The sequence below is a fragment of the Parahaliea mediterranea genome, from assembly GCF_017255185.1.
Lineage (GTDB): Bacteria > Pseudomonadota > Gammaproteobacteria > Pseudomonadales > Halieaceae > JAFKCZ01.
Genome location: NZ_JAFKCZ010000009.1, coordinates 235,876 through 250,161, shown reverse-complemented (window position 1 = coordinate 250,161; position 14,286 = coordinate 235,876). Strand labels below are relative to the sequence as shown.

Genomic DNA, 14,286 nt, shown 5'->3' with positions numbered 1-14,286 from the left:
ACCGCGCGCGCAACAGAGGTATCACAGGGCTAAGTATAGCCCGCCCCCTCAGCGCCGTTGCAATACCACACCGCACTCCATGTGCGCGGTATAGGGGAACTGGTCAAACAGTGCGAACCGCTCGACGCGGTGGCTGGCGTCCAGCGCCGCCAGGTTGCCGGCCAGGGTGTTGGGGTTGCAGGAAATGTACAGGATCCGCTCGAAGCCGCCGACCATGGCCACGGTGGCCGGATCGAGGCCGGCCCGGGGCGGGTCCACAAACACCGTGCGCAGGTCGTAGTCCCGCAGCGGCCGCGGCAGGTCGGCCAGGCGGCGGAACACGCGCTCGCCGGCCATGGCCTGGCTCACTTCCTCCGCCGACAGGCGGATCATCTGGATGTTGTTGATGGCGTTGCGCTCGAGGTTCCAGCGCGCCGCCCGGATGGAGGTCTTGGCCATCTCGGTGGCGATGACCTGGTCGAAGGTTGTCGCCAGCGGCAGGGTGAAGTTGCCGTTGCCGCAGTAGAGCTCCAGCAGGTCGCCGTCCAGGGGCCGCGCGGCGTCGAGGGCCCACTCGAGCATGTGGATATTGACCCGGGCGTTGGGCTGGGTGAAGGCCTGCTCGTACTGCCGGTAGTGGTAGTCGCGGCCGGCCACCGGCAGCACTTCGGTCACGTAGTCGCGATCCAGCACCACTTTCTGCTTGCGACTGCGGCCCACCAGGGCAATGCCCAGCTCCCGCGCCAATGACTCCGCGGCCCGCCGCCAGTCGTCCTCGAGCTTGCGGTGGTAGATGAGCGTGACCAGGGTGTCGCCGGCCAGGGTGCTGAGAAATTCCACCTGGAACAGCTTGCGTCGCAGCAGCGGGTCGCCCCCGAGACGCTCGCGCAGCACCGGCATCAATGCCTGGATGGTGTCACAGGCGATGGGGAAATGTGAGATCGCCACCGGCACCTTGGGCGCGTCGGGGCGAAACATAACGTAGTCCAGCGCGTCGCCGTCGTGCCACATGCGAAATTCCGCGCGCATGCGAAAAGCCTCGGGCGCGGAGCGGAAAACAGCCGGAGCCGGGGGCGAGTAGGGGGCCAGCAGTTCGCTGACCGCCGCGACTTTCCCGGCCAGCAGGGTCTCGTAGTTCGAGGGGTCGAAATTGCTCAGGGGCATGAGGGCAGGCGCTCCCGGTCGCGTTGTTGCCAGAGTGATCGCGCCCGCTCGAGGGCGCTTTCGGTCGAGAGGGTCGGCTCCAGAACCTGCAGCGCGGCGGCCGCGGTGGCGGTGGCGGCGAGCTCGCCGTAGGCATCCGGCGCCTCGTCGCGCCACAGGGCCCGCAGCGGCGCCACGGACGGCTGCGCGACGCTGGCCACTTTGTCCTCGAGAACGCGCGGCATGGGCTTCTCCCGCGGCTCGCCAGCGAACTGGAAGATTAGCCGCGTGGTCGCCTGGGGTTTGATCTCCACCTCGCCGCTGTCGCCCTTGAACACCAGCGAGCGTGGCTGGCCCAGCAGGCGATCCGCCTCCCGGTGAAGGGCGGCGTAGGCCGGGTGGAATATGCTCTGGATACTGGCGGGCGCGCGCAGGGGGTTGAGCATGCGGGCGAAGGTATTCACCGGCGAACGCAGGCCCAGAATCGGTTTTAACTGCATGATGTCGTACAGGCCGCGGCAAAAGTGTGCGAGGGAGAAGTAGCTGAGTCCGTGGGTGTCGAGCTGTCGCCCGACCTCGTTCCAGTCACGTGCCACCGGCAGCCCCAGCTGCGCCATGGCCTGCTCCGTGTACAGGCGCCCGGCGGTGTGGCCGCCGGCGCCGTGTATGAACACCCGGTAACCCGCCTGCGTCAGCAGCAGGATGGACAGGAGGTACCAGGGGTGCTGGTGCTTCTTGCCGGCGTAGCTGGACCAGTCGAGATCGGCGCTTGGCGCGGTATCGCGGCCGGCTGGGCCCTGTATGTCAATGGTGTCGCGGCAAGCCTGCACGAAGCCCGCCAGTTCCTCGCCGGATTCCTCCTTGACCCGCAGCAGCATTAGAAACGCGCCCAGTTGCAGGGGCTCCACTTCGTTGCGCAGGATCATGCCGAAGGCCTCCCGGGCCTCCGCCTGGCTCAGTGATCGGGTGCCGGTCTTGCCCTTGCCGAGGATGCGCACAAAGGGGGCGAAGGGATGCTCCTCCGGGACGGCGGCGAGCGGAGTATCTGGCATGTCGGGCCTACAGGCAGTTGTCGGGTTTGGGTAGTCCGGCGATCTTGCTGCCGAGCTTGGCGGGGGACCCGGGAAACAGCGACATCAGGTAGATGCTCTTGCCCTTGTCGGGCCCCAGCTTCAGGGCGCAGTATTTTACCAGAGGACGCATGGCGGGTGAGGACTCAAATTGCCTGTAGTAGTCCCTCAGCAGTTCGATGACCTCCCAGTGCGCCGCGCCGAGCGCGATGCCCTCGGCGGCGGCCAGCTGCTCGGCTACCGCGGGGCTCCAGTCGTCGAGCTCGCGCAGGAAGCCCTCCTTGTCGAATGCCGAATCGGGAAGCATGGCGCCGGGTCTCAGTACCAGGCCTGCTGGCGCGGGTAGCGTTCGGTGAGCGCCACGAAGCCCTCGTCGTCACACACGGACACCCCGTCGGCCAGGCGTTCCAGGACGCCGGCGGCGCGGGCGTCGACATCCAGCACGTGCAGCGCCGCGCCGCTGGCAGCCAGTTCAGCGGCCGCCCTGGACCCGGCGAGGGCGGCGTAGACCCCATCGCCGAGCAGTAGCAGCGCGTCCCCAGGAGCCAGCAGGCGCAGGCACTGGCCGAGGGCCGGGTGCGAAGGGGGGCAGTTGACGGTATGCAGTACCATGGTCGGTCGCTCAAAAACCCAGGATGTGATCGTGGCCGGCCAGCAGCGCGCGAATGGCGGCGTCGTCGACCGGCCGTGCGCCGGGCGGCAGGTCGGCCGCCGTCAGGTCGTGCCCGGCCAGGGCCTGGCTGTCCACATAGAGGGTGTCGATGCCGTACAGGGGCAGGGAGTCGAGGACCCGGCGGTGGCTGCGGGTGCCGATTCCGCTGGCGTCCTGGCCGGGCAGCAATTGCAGCACGCCATCCCCCAGGAACAGCAGCGTGGGGGGGCGGTCGAAGGCCGCCGCGGCCAGCGCCGCGTCCAGCGCCGAACGCGCCAGACTGGCGCCGTAGGGAGCATGGCGGGTCACCAGCAGGACGCTCGGCGCGCTCATGCCGAACCGCCGAAGGTGACCACCCTGTCCGCTTGGGCGGTGGCCTCCACCAGCAGGCCGAGTCCGCCGATTTCGAAGGCGGGGTGCACGGTGTGTGCCTCGCGCTCGTAGCGCGCGGCCTCGGTGTCATCGAGCAGGCCGCGTTTCAGCGCCGAGCTGACGCACAGCACCAGCTCCAGGTCGTGGCGCGCGGCGAGGTCCGCCCAGCGGGCCACGGGGTCGGCCTCGCCCTGGGGGCTAACCGCGGTGGCCATGCCGGCGCCAACCCCCTGGTCCAGGAAAAACACCCGCGCAATGTGGTGCCCCCGGCCCAGGGCCGCCTCGGCAAAGCGGGCCGCGGTGAGGCTCCCGGTACCGGAGAAGGGGGAGGCGAGGACCAGCAGGGCGTAGTTCATGGCTGTTGTTCAGTCCGTGCCGCGCGCCACAAACAAAAAACCCCGGTGGAGAGCACCGGGGTTGGGCCGGGCGCGGGGGCGATCAGTCATCGCCGCCCAGCGCGGTGAGCAGGCTGAGCATGTGAATGAACAGGTTGTAGATGTTCAGGTACAGCGACACCGTGGCGCGGATGTAGTTGGTCTCGCCGCCGTGGATGATGCGGCTGGTGTCGAACAGGATCAGCCCGGACATGATCATTACCACCGCCGCGGAGATGGTCAGCGACAGGGCGGGAATGTTCAGGAAGATGTTGGCGATCATGCCGACCACCGCGACCAGCAGGCCGACCATCAGGAAGCCGCCCATGAAGGAGAAGTCCTTGCGGGTGGTCAGCGCGTAGGCGGACAGGCCGAAGAACACGACAGCGGTGCCGCCCAGGGCCTGCATCACCAGGGCGGGGCCGCCCGGCATGCCGGCGTAGGCATTGAGCAGGGGGCCGAGGGAGGCGCCCATCACGCCGGTGAAGGCGAAAATGGCCAGCAGGCCCTTGCTGGTGTCGGCCATTTTGTGGACCACGAACAGCAGGCCGAAGCCCACCAGGGTCAGGATAATCGCGGCGCCGTGGGGCAGGCCGACCGCCATGGAAATACCCGCGGTCAGCGCACTGAATGCCAGGGTCATGCCCAGCAACATGTAGGTGTTCTTCAGCACCTTGTTGGTGCTGACCACGGACCCCATGCCAGCGGTGTTCACGTTGTACTCACTTTGGTACATCGGCTTGTTTTGCATCGTTTACTCCATTGTGCACAGCACACTATGTGCGTCGCTTGTTAGACCCATAATAAGGGCGAAGTTTCCAAATTCCAACCTCATTCGTACTTGTAGCAAATCGGGTTAATTGTCGCAATTCCAATAACTTAGCTCACGCCCCCGGGGCGGATACCCGCTCTCCGGCACGCTGGGCCCGCCACAGGCCGGCGTAGCGGCCCTCCCGCGCGAGCAGTTCAGCGTGGCTGCCGCGCTCCACCACCCGCCCCCGGTGCAGCACCAGGATCTGGTCGGCGTCGACCACCGTGGACAGGCGGTGGGCGATCACCAGGCTGGTGTGCTCCCGCGCCAGCTCCGCCAGGGAGGCCAGGATGGCCTGCTCGGACTTGCTGTCCAGTGAGGAGGTGGCCTCGTCGAAGACCAGGATCGGTGAGCCCTTGAGGATGGTGCGGGCGATGGACACCCGCTGCTTTTCGCCGCCGGAAAGCTTGAGGCCGCGCTCGCCCACCAGGGTGTGGTGGCCCTCGGGCAGGCGGGCGATGAACGCATCCAGGTGGGCCAGGCGGATGGCCTGGGCCACCTCGTCCGGGCTTGCCTCCACCCGCCCGTAGCGCACGTTTTCGTACAGGGTGTCATTGAACAGCACGGTGTCCTGGGGAACGATGCCAATCTGTGTGCGCAGGCTGTGCTGGCTGACCTGGCTGATGTCCTGGCCATTGACCAGGATGTGCCCGGCATCGGGGTCGTAGAAACGGAACAGCAGCTTGACGATGGTCGACTTGCCCGCGCCGCTGGCGCCGACGATGGCCACTTTTTGCCCCGGGGCGATGGTGAAGCTGACCCGGTCGAGAATGGGCCGCTCGCCGCCGTAGCCAAAGCTGACCTCGCGAAACTCCACCGGACCGTTGGTGCGCTCCAGGGCGCCGGCCCCGGGCGCGTCCACCACCGCCGGCTGGAGGGCGAGCAGGCGGAACATGTTCTCGATGTTGGCCATGGAGCCGCGGATCTCCCGGTACACGAAGCCGAGAAAGCCCAGGGGCATGAACAGCTGGATCATAAACTGGTTGATCAGCACGAAATCCCCCAGGGTGAGGGCGCCGGCGCGCACCTGCCAGGCCGCCAGTCCGATCATGACCGTCTGGGCGACGGCGATGATCAGCGCCTGGCCGCCATTGAGGGTAAACAGCGACAGGCGGTTCTTGCGCCGGGCCTGCTCCCACACTGCGAGGGCGTCGTCGTAGCGCCGGGCCTCGAACTCCTCGTTGGCGAAATACTTCACCGTCTCGAAGTTGAGCAGGCTGTCCACCGCGCGGGTGTTGCTGGTGGAGTCCGCCTCGTTCATCTCGCGCACGAAGCGGGTGCGCCACTCGGTGGCGCGAATGGAAAACAAGCCGTAGGTCACCACCGCGACAACCACCACCAGGGAAAAGCGTGGGCCGTAGTTGAACAGCAGGATACCGGCCACCATGGCGATCTCGAACAGGGTGGGGGCGATATTGAACACGAAAAAACGCATCAGGAAGCTGATGCCGGTGGTGCCGCGCTCGATGTCCCGGGCGAGGCCGCCGGTCTGGCGGTTGAGGTGGTAGTCCAGGTCGAGGCCGTGGACATGGCGGAATACCTGCAAGCCGATGCGCCGCATCGCGCGTTCGGTCACCCGGCCGAACAGGGTGTCGCGCAGCTCACCAAAGAACACATTGGCGAAGCGCGCGCCGCCGTAGGCCACCACCAACCCCAGCAGCAGTGCCGGCGCGGTGTCGATCGCCAGCTGGCCGTCGAGCGCGTCCACCAGGTGCTTGAGCAGGAAGGGGATGGCCAGTACCGCGGCCTTGGCCAGCAGCAGGCAGGCGAGGGCGGCGATCACGCGCCCCCGGTGATCCTTGAGGATGGGCCACAGGCGCTGCAATACGCGCCAGTTTAACGGTTGACTGTCCGGGGGAATGTGTTGGCCGTGGCGCATGTCGGGCTCCGGGTGGAAAGGGCGTTCGGGGGTGGTACTGGCTGCAATAGTTTACCCGTTGCAACTCACCGGGAATCACTATACAGGGCAGTCCTGTGCCGCGATGCCGGTAACAGAGTGTGTCAGCGACTCGAACCAGCCGGTATTTTACTGACAGTGCCGGTTTGTTCCTATCGCGACCCGCGAGGCAGTAGCGGGTTATTTCCGGGCAATCACGATGGGGCGGCCGTAGCCCATATACGATCGCGTGAAGCTGAAATCCAGCCTGGCTGATGAAAAGCCGGCGGTTTTCAAACGCTCCACGATGTCGTGCCCGTAGTTTCGGAAACAAAGCACCTTCCCCAGGCCGCTGAGGTGGTCGTCGTGATACTCGGGCTCAAGGAGGTGCACGATCTTACCCCCCTCGATCCTCGCTCGCTCGACGGTCGCGGGCTGGTCAAACAGTGGAACGGTGAACAAGGTGAGGCCGGACGCAGTGCGCCCGCCAGGGAGAGGTGTGCCGGTGCGCCGCGACAGCTTGCGCAGCGAATACCGTGCTCGCTGTCGCGCAGCCTAATGAGTATCCGGCCCCTGCAGAGCGGGCAAGAAAATCTCTCGCCCCGGATATCCTTGGGTCGCAGTAGTCTAAGTGCGTTCTGTATCGATTTGTTCATGGTTTGGTCGATTTGCACTGCTGGCAACGTTACCACAAACCACCATGCAAGTCCGAAGTCACAGGATCCGCTAGCGGTGACACCGATTAAGCCGCTACACGATTCGGGGACGGATACCTATTTCTCAGGCGATTCGAATTACGAATTAGGTATCCCTCCCCCTTTTATCTTGGGGCGCGGTCCTCTTGTTGTGCGTTTTGCCATTTTCTAGCAGGCGTTCCTCGCCCATCGGCTTGATTGTTTCCGGCGATTTGTCCCGCACGTTGTTGACCGATTTTCCCAGCGGCACCAGCCGCAGGGGGAACTTCAGAACCGGTGCGAGCAGCGGGTCGTCGGCGGGCAGCGCCCGGGAATTGTCCAGCCAGCGCTCACATTCCGCGAGGGTGAGCATCACCGGCATGCGGGGGTGGTAGGGGGCGAATTCCGGCGCCGCGGCGGTGGTCACCACGGTACAGGACAAAATGGTTTGCTCGCCCCGTTGCCACACGTCCCACAGCGCGGCCACGGCCAGCGCCTCATTCTCTGCATCGGTGATCGACACCGGGCCGCTGAACTCCGGGTGTTTACTCTGTTCCACAAACAGGGACATGGGCAGTATGCCGCGCTGGCTGCGGAAGGGCCCGGCGTAGCTACTGCGCTGGGACAGGCTTTCACCGCGGGCGTTGAACATCGGGTACTTGCGATTGACCGTGCCGTTTGAGTGTGCCGGGATCAGCCACCAGTGGGCATCGTCCTGATGCATTTTGCCACCGTACTGGCGCAATAGGGGGACCTGGTCGGTGGGTCGCAGGTTGTAGCGGTCGGCCACCTCGAGCGTCACCCCGATTACCGCGAAATACGCTTGCAGGCTGCGATCATCCTTAATGCTGAAACTGACGCACATCGGCACCTCCATGCTGTCGGCAGGCCATAGCTATCAATAAGAACCAGAGGCGGACACCCATTCTAAAGACGAATTAGATAAGGAGAAAAGGGGACGGATACCGAATAATGTCGGGGAAATAGGTATCCGTCCCTGTTTTTTGCGATCAACTGGTGGCGCACAGTTCGGGGGAATTCGCGTAGAATAAGGCCCCGAAGCGGTTTGAGAGGTGCGTGGTGCTGCGCTTGCTGTACGGATTCCTGGTGCTTTTAACCCTGCAGGCTCGCGCCGGTGATGACGGCGTGCCGCGGGAGTGCGTGGTGCTGCTTCACGGTTTGGGGCGCACCGAGCTGTCGATGGTCGACCTGGCCTGGGAGTTGCGTCGAGCCGGCTACACCGTGGCGAATGTCACCTATCCCTCGCTGGCCCGGCCGATCGAGGAACTGGCGCAGCTGGCGGTGGAGGAGGGACTGGCGGAGTGTCGGCAACAGGGCGCCGGGGTCATTCACTTCGCGACTCATTCCCTGGGCGGCATTCTGGTCCGCCAGTACCTCGCGGGGGCAGCGGCGGACAAGCTCACGCGCGTGGTCATGCTGGGGCCCCCCAATCAGGGCAGTAAGATGGCGGATATTTTCTACGCCATTGAATGGCTGCGGCCGTTGTACCCACACGCGCTCGGTCAACTGGGCACCGGGCCGGAATCGATACCACAGCGTCTGGGGCCGGTGGATTTCGAGCTGGGCGTGATTGCCGGTACCAGCGATTGGCTGAGCCCCTTGCCCGGAGGCACGGAGGAGCCTGGCGATGGCACTGTCTCGGTGGCGGAAACCCGGGTCGAGGGCATGGTGGATTTCATCCAATTGCCCGCGAGTCATACCTTCATGATGTGGAGCCCCGAGGTTCAGGCCCAGGTGATTCATTTTCTCCGTCACGGCTATTTCGCCCACCCAGACACGCCCTAGCGGAGTGGTGACGCGGCGCGTATTCGCAACGAGGGACACCGAAAATCGAGTACTGCCCGGCCAATGGCCAACAGGACACCGCTGTTTTGGCCGGCAAACACCGGGGACGATTGCCGGGCGAGCAAGCGACATCGCGGAAGAACCGCGGGCCCCGGCGGCCTCAGTCTCCGATATGCCCGGTGTGGTATGTGGAGAGGTCGCGGACCTCGATTTCATTGATCGCATTCTGTCCGCGGGAGATCCAGATGACGAGGCGTCTGCCATCGGTGAAATACGGGTCGCCCGTCAGGTTGCCCCTCGGCGTGCCGTAGGGTGCGGCTCCCACGCCGCCGATGTAGCCGAATTTCGCTACCGCCTGGGCATAGGCCAGGTCCTCCAGCAGGTAGTCCCGGGTTTCGTCGACATCCGGGTCGATCTTGTGGGTGGTAATCGTGCGCCAGGTGAAGCGAACGCCGATGTCGCGGCTTATCTGGCCGATCCAGACCGGCAGTCCCCCGAGGCGCAGGGGGGTCAGCCAGATGCGGAAATGGTTCCGCTCGTGGATGCTGGTCCGTGACCGCTGGAACGCGGCATCCTGGGCGCGGCCGAACACATAGAGTGCGCTGACCGGCGAGTAGCGATAGCTGCCCCCGGTGACGGCCGACGCAAAGGTCCGCCACAAGGATGTGCCGTAAATGGTCTCGCTCTCGTCCCAGCCCGCGCGCTTGAACGCGTAATACAGGTCCCGGGGCGTGCCGATAAAGACCAGGTTCAGCGGGTCGCCTCTATCCTTGCCCTTGGCATCGCGTACACAGCACGGCATTTGCTCCAGCTCGGCGACCAGTTGCGATAACTCCACGGTCCGCAGACGGGCCTCGGGATAGATGCGGTGGATATCGATTTCACGGTGATCGATTTTGAGTCCGGGCACGGGGACGATAAAGTTCATTTGGTGCGTTGACTGTGGGCCGACCACATCGACATTGAACGATTTTGTGCCTTCATCGACCCGCGTAAATACATACCCGGACAGGACGCTGCGAGGCGCGACCGGCAGGCGGTTGATCGCCAGGCCCTCCAGGTTTTGACTGGAGATGTTCACCTCGCTGTATTTGCGCAGGCGCAGAGCCGACTCCCTGGGGCTGTAGTAGGCGGGGTCCAGTCCAAAGGGGGTCAGGAACAGGGTCGTGTCGCCGCGATTTTCGACCCGTACCCAGACCGGTTGAATATTCCGGGCGTACAGGTCGGCGCCAAACACCTTTTCGGTTTCCTCGGCACTGGGAACCGCGGTGGAAACGGTCAGCGGGCCCTGCTGCTCAACGATCAACCGGTTATTGGGGGGCGGCACTGCCGCCGGCGAAAAGTGCGGATGATCCTGCGCCCGGACGCCGGGGACGGCAGCCAGTAGTAGCCACAGGCAGGCCCCAGCCCACTTCACGGCGTCGATCCTTCAGCCTTCGGCGGGGCTTGCAAGAACAGTAGTTCGACGTCTTCGATGGATACCGGGGTCTCCGAAAGAAACAGCACGGCGCGTTGCCCCCCGGTGATATAGGCAATTTCATCAAAGGTCACGCGCGGATTATCGACACGGCTCTCGCCCACGCCGCCTGTCAGCCCCAGGGCGCGCAGGGACTGGTTGTACCAGAAGTTCTGTACGAGATACCGCTGCGCGCTGTCGACGTCGGCGGCAACACTTTCCCTGGCCAGCTGGGAACGTATGGCGGCATAACTGGTGCTGCGATCGAACCCGAGCAGCCTCAGGAACTCATTGTGCAAATGCCGGTAGTAGACCTGGCCCAGCCAGCCGGGCTCGCCGTCCACCTCGAAGGGGGCGCGCCACAAATGCAGCTGCATCCGTTGCTGGCTGTCCTGGCGGTCCATGTAGAAAACGCCATCGGGCGGGCGCCCCTGGTAATGGTGTTGCCGGGCAGCCTGCAAATCGTCGGAATCTCCCCGGGTCTCATGCCAGCCCCCGCGAAGCAGGGCGCGTCGCAGCGTGGGGGCCGAGCCCACGATCACGGCGTTGAGGGGGCCGCCATCGCCGCTGGCGTTCGCGTCGGTGGCGCAACAGGACAGCTCGTGTTCCAGATAGGTTCGCAGGCCTTCGCGGGTGTCGAAACGCCGGATGTCGCGCTCGCTGTACAGGTTGGCGAAGTCCACGAGCATGTAATCGGCGGTGAATCCGGGCAGCGGCACGAAGAACGTGAACTGGTGTGCCCGCCGATCGCCGAACAGATCGAGGTTGAAGCCCTTGGTGCCCGGCGTGAGGTGGGTGAACACCAGGCCGGAGCGCCGCTCGCCGGCGGGCACCCTGCGCGTCAGGGCGTTGTCATGGAACCATTTCTCCATTGCGGCGTAGCCCGAATCGCTGAAGGGTTTTCGATTCATGTACGCCACTTCTATCGCCGAAAAATAATAGGGATCGATGCTCCAATGGGCGATGCGCAGGGCATGTTCGCTGCGGTTGTCAATTTCCAGCCAGATGGGTTGAATACCCTGTTCGTACAGGTCGAGCCCGGTGAGTGCGAGGGTTTCCCCGGCATTCGGGACAGCGGCGGTCACCCGTACGAGCCCGCTCTCCTGGGTGACGCCGCGCTGGAGAAAGGGCGCCGCGGCCACGTCGCCGCTTCGGTAGGGGCGGGCGCTGCAGGCTGCAAGCACCGCCATCGACAGGCCCAGCACCAGGCGGGCGGTTTTCCATCGCCCGCGGCATTGCCCTTGTGTGAACCAGCCCGTGCAGCAGCTCATCAGTATTGATCCTTGGGCCCCACCTTCATGATCACGTTCATCAGCCGCTGCATCCCGTTGCGGGCCGGTTGACGGTCCCGGGTTTCTTCGCTGTTGGTCCAGTAGGGCTTGCCCGCTGCATCCAGTTGTACCCGCCATGCGTTCTCGCCGGCCATATTGCGCTCGATAATGGCTGCCATGTCCTCGGCCAGTGCGGGTGAATCGACAAAGGCGCCCATTTCGGTATTGATCCGGGCGGAGCGGGGGTCGAGGTTCATCGAGCCGATAAACACATAGCGACGATCCGCCACGGCCGTTTTGTTGTGCAGGCCGGAAAATTCCGCGGTTACCGGTTCCACGTCCACGACCGTAGACTGGATGGCGGGATCGGCGCGAAACTCAAACAGTTCCACTCCAGCCCGGATAAAGTCGTCGCGCCAGCCTTCGTAGTGGCTGTTGACCGCCGGCACATCGTGGGAGGCCAGGGAATTGGTGAGAAGGCGTATATCCACCCCCTTGTCGCTCAGGTCCCGCAGAAAATCGATACCCCGCTGGGAGGGAATGACGTAGGCGTTCATAATAAGCAGCTCTTCCCTGGCAATACCGAAGAAGTTGAACATGCTGGATACCAGGCGCTGGTCGATTTGCTCCGTCGCGGTCTCGTCGTAGACCAGTTGACTGAGCCCAATGCGCAGCTTGGGAACGTGCGCCCTGATCTCTGTCGACCAGTCCTTAGGTACGCGGGGAAACCGAGACAGCGCCGCCGCTGTGGCGTTTTTGTGCTGGATCGACTGCCACTGCCGCGCCGCCAGTTCCGGGGCGGGCTCCGTGGTGAGGTTTTGCGCCGAGACAACCCAGTCGCTGTTCCAGAACTTGTCAAACATGGCGTTGGCCTGGGCGCCGATATGACCGATGCCGAGCAGGTCGGTGTCATGGAAATTGTAAATCTCGTGCAGGCCGAAATAGTGGTCGCCGATGTTGCGGCCGCCGACCACCGCGGCGCGGCCATCGGCGATCAGCAGTTTGTCGTGCATGCGGGTGTTGAGCCGCTCCATTTTTGCCAGCATCTCGCCAGCCCGCTCGAGCAGGCTGCCGCGCTCCGACCAGGGGTTGAAGATGCCGAACTCGATATTGGGTTGCGCTTCCAGGTTGGCAATCAGCTTGTCGTGCCCGTGTAGAATCAGGTCGTCGACAATCAGCCGTACCTTGACGCCCCGCTGCGCCGCCAGCACCGCCCGCTCCAGTATCAGTAGGCCGCTGTTGTCCGGGTACCAGAGGTAGGTTTGTATATCCAGCGAGGATACCGCCGAGTCGATCAGCGCCAGGCGCCAGTACAAGCCCTGGTAACTGCTGTCCATTATCGAGAAACCCGACGCCTCGTCACCGTGCTCTGAAGCGATGCGGTTGGCCACTTCCGCCAGCAGGCCGGATTCGGCAGGCGGTAGGGCGCCACTTTGCGGCGGGTGCAGGATATCTTCTTTGAGGCCCGCCGAAGAGCAGGCGCCCAGCGCAAGCGCCAGTATCCATACAGCGGTGAACCGCGGCCTCGCCAAACGCCTATCGCGGGCTTTGAGTCTGAAATTTACTTGGGCGGAAGCTATGGCCTAAACCCCCTGTCGATCAAATTATGTCAGTAATAATAGTTATGATACGGAAGATGACAACAAGGGGAGTAGGGCGGCTAGTGGGATGGCGAACCGCAAAAAAGAAGTGGCGGTACCCGCGCTCGAGGCTCATTTGGGCCGCGGCGATTAATTTGGCCTGTGCGACGACGATGACGGCTTTCCATTCGACGATGAGGATGTGCCGGTCGCGACGGTCATGATGCACTGCAAGGCGCTTGATGGGACAATTCAGGTCACGGCTTTCAGTAGCTCCGCGGTGTTTGCCGCGCCGCCGCTGATCAAGCGCTATCACTGGTGAATTGGAGCTCGTCTCGCGCTGGCTAGTTGTGAGAGCGGAAGTTTTTAGCGGATTGGCTCTGGAGGAAGGTAGCGGAATTTATCGATCAAAAGCTTCTCGCGACGACCCACAAGCTCAATCAAATCTTCTGTGTAGTAGTCCGAAACCGGTAGGGGTCGCCTTGATTGATTCACTTTCCTGGCGGAATGTATTTGGTTCTTAGTACTTTCCCCAAGCGGCATGACTTTTTCCAAGGCTTTGCAAAAATCTTTTTCGAGTGATTCTTGCCGAATAAAAAAATTGATATAACAATTTTCAATATCAAATTCTCTGACGTCTTTGATACCTGCAAATTGGTTGCGCCCACGCAACTGACGGGGGTTTTGGCAGCAGAGATAAAGATACCTATAAGACATAAAGCCACAAATTTCTTTAATTGCAGTATCTGAATAGCCTTCCCCTAACGATCTAGAGCAGCTGGGGTCTAGGATAAGCGCAAGCCACTTTCGAAAGGACAACACATTTTCCTCGTTGTCGTAAAGTTCTCGAAACTGTCTCGTAGGCTTTGATATTTCCCGTATCGCAGCTTTCAAGCCCGTTCGAGGATATTTCCGCATCAGCCTGATTGAGTCATGAATTCTTCTATTGGTGAGATTGTCCCTGAGCGCGCCATTTCCTCCAACGCCGTACGTCCATAGCGATACATACCAATCCCATGGGTTTCTAATCGAGGAAATAAAAAACCTGTTTGATCTTATTAATCCTTCCGACGCTGCATTGTGTTTTCCGATTAATTGCCCTTCAACCAATTTGCCTAGTAACGCTGCGATATGTGTGCAACCGGTTTTGTGCATTTGTATATAAACTAGGTCGTCGGATATGAACATTCCAATTGGTCCCTCGTGGTTAAGCCGTGTGGCC

The 14,286-nt window shown here is 63.0% G+C and carries 15 protein-coding genes; 1 reads left to right on the top strand and 14 read right to left on the bottom strand.

Going from position 1 to position 14,286, the window contains the following annotated elements; genetic code table 11:
• Nucleotides 1-48: 48 nt before the first annotated feature.
• The 10 genes from trmA to JYP50_RS14105 all read right to left on the bottom strand — a co-directional run bounded on the left by trmA (nt 49) and on the right by JYP50_RS14105 (nt 7,816).
• Nucleotides 49-1,143: a tRNA (uridine(54)-C5)-methyltransferase TrmA gene (trmA, locus tag JYP50_RS14150; RefSeq protein WP_206561193.1), complete on the bottom strand. Its 1,095-nt coding sequence runs from the start codon at nt 1,141-1,143 to the stop codon at nt 49-51.
• On the bottom strand, nt 1,134-2,174 hold the full coding sequence (locus JYP50_RS14145; RefSeq protein ID WP_206561192.1) for a glycosyl transferase family protein: 1,041 nt from the start codon (nt 2,172-2,174) through the stop codon (nt 1,134-1,136). Before JYP50_RS14145 ends, trmA begins: the two co-directional genes overlap by 10 nt.
• Nucleotides 2,175-2,181: 7 nt before the next feature.
• Nucleotides 2,182-2,499 carry a TusE/DsrC/DsvC family sulfur relay protein gene (locus tag JYP50_RS14140; RefSeq protein WP_206561191.1) on the bottom strand — a complete coding sequence of 106 codons (318 nt, stop codon included), beginning with the start codon at nt 2,497-2,499 and terminating at the stop codon, nt 2,182-2,184.
• Between the two features lie 11 nt (nt 2,500-2,510).
• Nucleotides 2,511-2,804, bottom strand: coding sequence for a sulfurtransferase complex subunit TusB (gene tusB, locus JYP50_RS14135; protein WP_206561190.1), 294 nt, complete (start codon nt 2,802-2,804; stop codon nt 2,511-2,513).
• A gap of 10 nt (nt 2,805-2,814) precedes the next feature.
• Nucleotides 2,815-3,177 (bottom strand): sulfurtransferase complex subunit TusC, encoded by a 363-nt coding sequence (tusC, locus tag JYP50_RS14130; protein ID WP_206561189.1) that lies wholly within the window; start codon nt 3,175-3,177, stop codon nt 2,815-2,817.
• Nucleotides 3,174-3,572: a sulfurtransferase complex subunit TusD gene (gene tusD, locus JYP50_RS14125; RefSeq protein WP_206561188.1), complete on the bottom strand. Its 399-nt coding sequence runs from the start codon at nt 3,570-3,572 to the stop codon at nt 3,174-3,176. Before tusD ends, tusC begins: the two co-directional genes overlap by 4 nt.
• 82 nt (nt 3,573-3,654) lie before the next feature.
• Entirely contained in the window at nt 3,655-4,341 is a 687-nt protein-coding gene (locus JYP50_RS14120; RefSeq protein ID WP_206561187.1) for a Bax inhibitor-1/YccA family protein, read from the bottom strand.
• A 133-nt stretch (nt 4,342-4,474) separates the two neighbouring features.
• Entirely contained in the window at nt 4,475-6,280 is a 1,806-nt protein-coding gene (locus JYP50_RS14115; protein ID WP_206561186.1) for an ABCB family ABC transporter ATP-binding protein/permease, read from the bottom strand.
• Between the two features lie 198 nt (nt 6,281-6,478).
• A complete protein-coding gene (locus tag JYP50_RS14110) occupies nt 6,479-6,739 on the bottom strand; it encodes a hypothetical protein (protein ID WP_206561185.1) in 261 nt (86 codons plus the stop codon).
• Between the two features lie 339 nt (nt 6,740-7,078).
• The gene (locus tag JYP50_RS14105; RefSeq protein WP_206561184.1) at nt 7,079-7,816 is read right to left on the bottom strand and encodes an SOS response-associated peptidase; all 738 of its coding nucleotides are present in this window, start codon (nt 7,814-7,816) and stop codon (nt 7,079-7,081) included.
• Between the two features lie 215 nt (nt 7,817-8,031).
• Between JYP50_RS14105 and JYP50_RS14100 the strand changes: the two genes are divergently transcribed.
• Nucleotides 8,032-8,757 (top strand): alpha/beta fold hydrolase, encoded by a 726-nt coding sequence (locus JYP50_RS14100; protein ID WP_206561183.1) that lies wholly within the window; start codon nt 8,032-8,034, stop codon nt 8,755-8,757.
• Between the two features lie 160 nt (nt 8,758-8,917).
• On the opposite strand, the gene JYP50_RS22175 is transcribed toward JYP50_RS14100, so the two are convergent.
• The 4 genes from JYP50_RS22175 to JYP50_RS14080 form a co-directional block, all read right to left on the bottom strand.
• Complete coding sequence (locus JYP50_RS22175; protein ID WP_206561182.1) at nt 8,918-10,174, bottom strand: LssY C-terminal domain-containing protein; 1,257 nt, start codon at nt 10,172-10,174, stop codon at nt 8,918-8,920.
• On the bottom strand, nt 10,171-11,484 hold the full coding sequence (locus JYP50_RS14090; protein ID WP_206561181.1) for a hypothetical protein: 1,314 nt from the start codon (nt 11,482-11,484) through the stop codon (nt 10,171-10,173). Before JYP50_RS14090 ends, JYP50_RS22175 begins: the two co-directional genes overlap by 4 nt.
• Entirely contained in the window at nt 11,484-13,016 is a 1,533-nt protein-coding gene (locus tag JYP50_RS14085) for a phospholipase D-like domain-containing protein (RefSeq protein ID WP_206561180.1), read from the bottom strand. The genes JYP50_RS14090 and JYP50_RS14085 overlap by 1 nt, the downstream gene beginning before the upstream one ends.
• A 414-nt stretch (nt 13,017-13,430) precedes the next feature.
• Nucleotides 13,431-14,252 carry a hypothetical protein gene (locus JYP50_RS14080; protein WP_206561179.1) on the bottom strand — a complete coding sequence of 274 codons (822 nt, stop codon included), beginning with the start codon at nt 14,250-14,252 and terminating at the stop codon, nt 13,431-13,433.
• Between the last annotated feature and the right edge of the window lie 34 nt (nt 14,253-14,286).

Coding starts and splice junctions, on each gene's coding strand:
- trmA (WP_206561193.1), bottom strand. CDS start 1,143: ATGCCCCTGAGCAATTTCGACCCCTCGAACTACGAGACCCTGCTGGCC.
- JYP50_RS14145 (WP_206561192.1), bottom strand. CDS start 2,174: ATGCCAGATACTCCGCTCGCCGCCGTCCCGGAGGAGCATCCCTTCGCC.
- JYP50_RS14140 (WP_206561191.1), bottom strand. CDS start 2,499: ATGCTTCCCGATTCGGCATTCGACAAGGAGGGCTTCCTGCGCGAGCTC.
- tusB (WP_206561190.1), bottom strand. CDS start 2,804: ATGGTACTGCATACCGTCAACTGCCCCCCTTCGCACCCGGCCCTCGGC.
- tusC (WP_206561189.1), bottom strand. CDS start 3,177: ATGAGCGCGCCGAGCGTCCTGCTGGTGACCCGCCATGCTCCCTACGGC.
- tusD (WP_206561188.1), bottom strand. CDS start 3,572: ATGAACTACGCCCTGCTGGTCCTCGCCTCCCCCTTCTCCGGTACCGGG.
- JYP50_RS14120 (WP_206561187.1), bottom strand. CDS start 4,341: ATGCAAAACAAGCCGATGTACCAAAGTGAGTACAACGTGAACACCGCT.
- JYP50_RS14115 (WP_206561186.1), bottom strand. CDS start 6,280: ATGCGCCACGGCCAACACATTCCCCCGGACAGTCAACCGTTAAACTGG.
- JYP50_RS14105 (WP_206561184.1), bottom strand. CDS start 7,816: ATGTGCGTCAGTTTCAGCATTAAGGATGATCGCAGCCTGCAAGCGTAT.
- JYP50_RS14090 (WP_206561181.1), bottom strand. CDS start 11,484: ATGAGCTGCTGCACGGGCTGGTTCACACAAGGGCAATGCCGCGGGCGA.
- JYP50_RS14080 (WP_206561179.1), bottom strand. CDS start 14,252: ATGTTCATATCCGACGACCTAGTTTATATACAAATGCACAAAACCGGT.